We start from the raw sequence: 1,399 nt of genomic DNA, 5'->3' as shown, positions 1-1,399 counted from the left end.
AATCGAAGGCAAAATCGGCGCCCCTGCCGGCGCTCATATCGCCCAAACCTCCGCATTGCCGAGCCATCTGCTCGTTCTGGTGCGCTGGGCCCGTTCTGGCGCATCCGCGCACAGCTCTCCTTATACCCGCCGCGCGAACTGCTGACTCTCCTGTGTGGGGCGGTGTCCAAGGCGGCGTGATTCCCTGCCTTCCGATCTGACGGAGGGCACGGGATGGGCGCGCCACTGACGATCCGGACGGACCTGGAGGCGGCGGCGCTGCGCCGCCTGGCGCGGCGCGAGCGGGATGGGCGGGTAGCGGGGCGGCTGATGGCGCTGGCCAATGTGCTGGATGGCATGAGCCGAGAGGCGGCCGCCCGCGCCGCTGGGATGGACCGGCAGACGCTGCGGGACTGGGTGATCCGCTTCAACGCCGAGGGTGTGGAGGGCCTGCGCGACCAGCCCCGCTCGGGCCGTCGGCCGTGGATGAGCGAGGGCCAGCAGGCGGCGCTGAAGGCCATCGTGCTGCGCGGCCCGGACCCGGAGCGCGACGGCGTGTCCGCCTGGCGCATCGTCGACCTGTGCCGGATCGCCGAGGAGCGCTTCGGCATCACCTACCGCGAGGGCGGCATGCAGCGGCTGGTCAAGGCGCTCGACCTGTCCTGGCAGAAGATCCGGCCGCGCCACCCCAGGGCGGACAAGGCCGCGCAGGAGCGGTTCAAAAGCGGGGCCTCGCCGCCGCGCTGAGCGAGGTTGCCAAGTGCCACCCCTCATCTTCCTGCCGCCCTACGCGCCGAAATTGAACCCGGTGGAGCGGATCTGGCTCTACCTGCGCAAGCGGTTCCTCTCGCTCCGCCTCTTCCCTGATCTCGACGCCATCATCGACGGCTGTTGCGATGCCTGGAACCGCCTCGTCACCGAGCCAGACCGCATCGCCTCCCTGACCGACTACCCCTATCTCCGGTCGGTCAGGACTTCATGAGGCGGGTATTAGTCTTACTGTGTCAAATCTCTCCGGTCTTCCTATATGTGGGGGATGGTAGAGAGGCAGACAAGGCGGCCGAGGACGGGCGAGGCGCGGTTCGCGGCCTATCTGGAGGCGATCATGGCGGGGCTCGGGAATGTGCGCCGCGCCGCCTCGGCGCGGGCCTACTGCACGGGCCTGCTGCTGCCGGGGGAGCGCAAAAGCGTCGAGCCGATGGCGGCCCGGATCGAGCCGGCCCGCGTGCAGGCCAAACATCAGTCCCTGCACCATGTGGTCGCCAAGGCCGCATGGGACGATGCGGCGCTGCTGCGGGCGGTGCTGCGCGGCGATCAGGGTGAGAACGCGCGGCGATCTGGATGAGAAACGCCTGCATGGCGCCGTCGGGAGGGCGTAGCCCGACCGGCGGGGCCATGCAGGCGAGCGCCCACCCGTTCT

The 1,399-nt window shown here is 69.7% G+C and carries 2 pseudogenes; both read left to right on the top strand.

From position 1 onward, the window contains the following. Window positions 1-213 precede the first annotated feature (213 nt). Window positions 214-961, top strand: a pseudogene (locus LHA35_RS28250) (helix-turn-helix domain-containing protein). 54 nt (window positions 962-1,015) lie between these two features. After that, window positions 1,016-1,282 (top strand): annotated as a pseudogene (locus tag LHA35_RS28245) (transposase); the annotation flags it as partial. Between the last annotated feature and the right edge of the window lie 117 nt (window positions 1,283-1,399).

Origin of the sequence: Roseicella aerolata, from assembly GCF_020523605.1 — a bacterium.
GTDB classification, from domain to species: Bacteria; Pseudomonadota; Alphaproteobacteria; order Acetobacterales; family Acetobacteraceae; genus Paracraurococcus; species Paracraurococcus aerolatus.
Note: the sequence above shows the minus strand (reverse complement) of the source record. Positions and strands in the feature narration are given on the sequence as shown.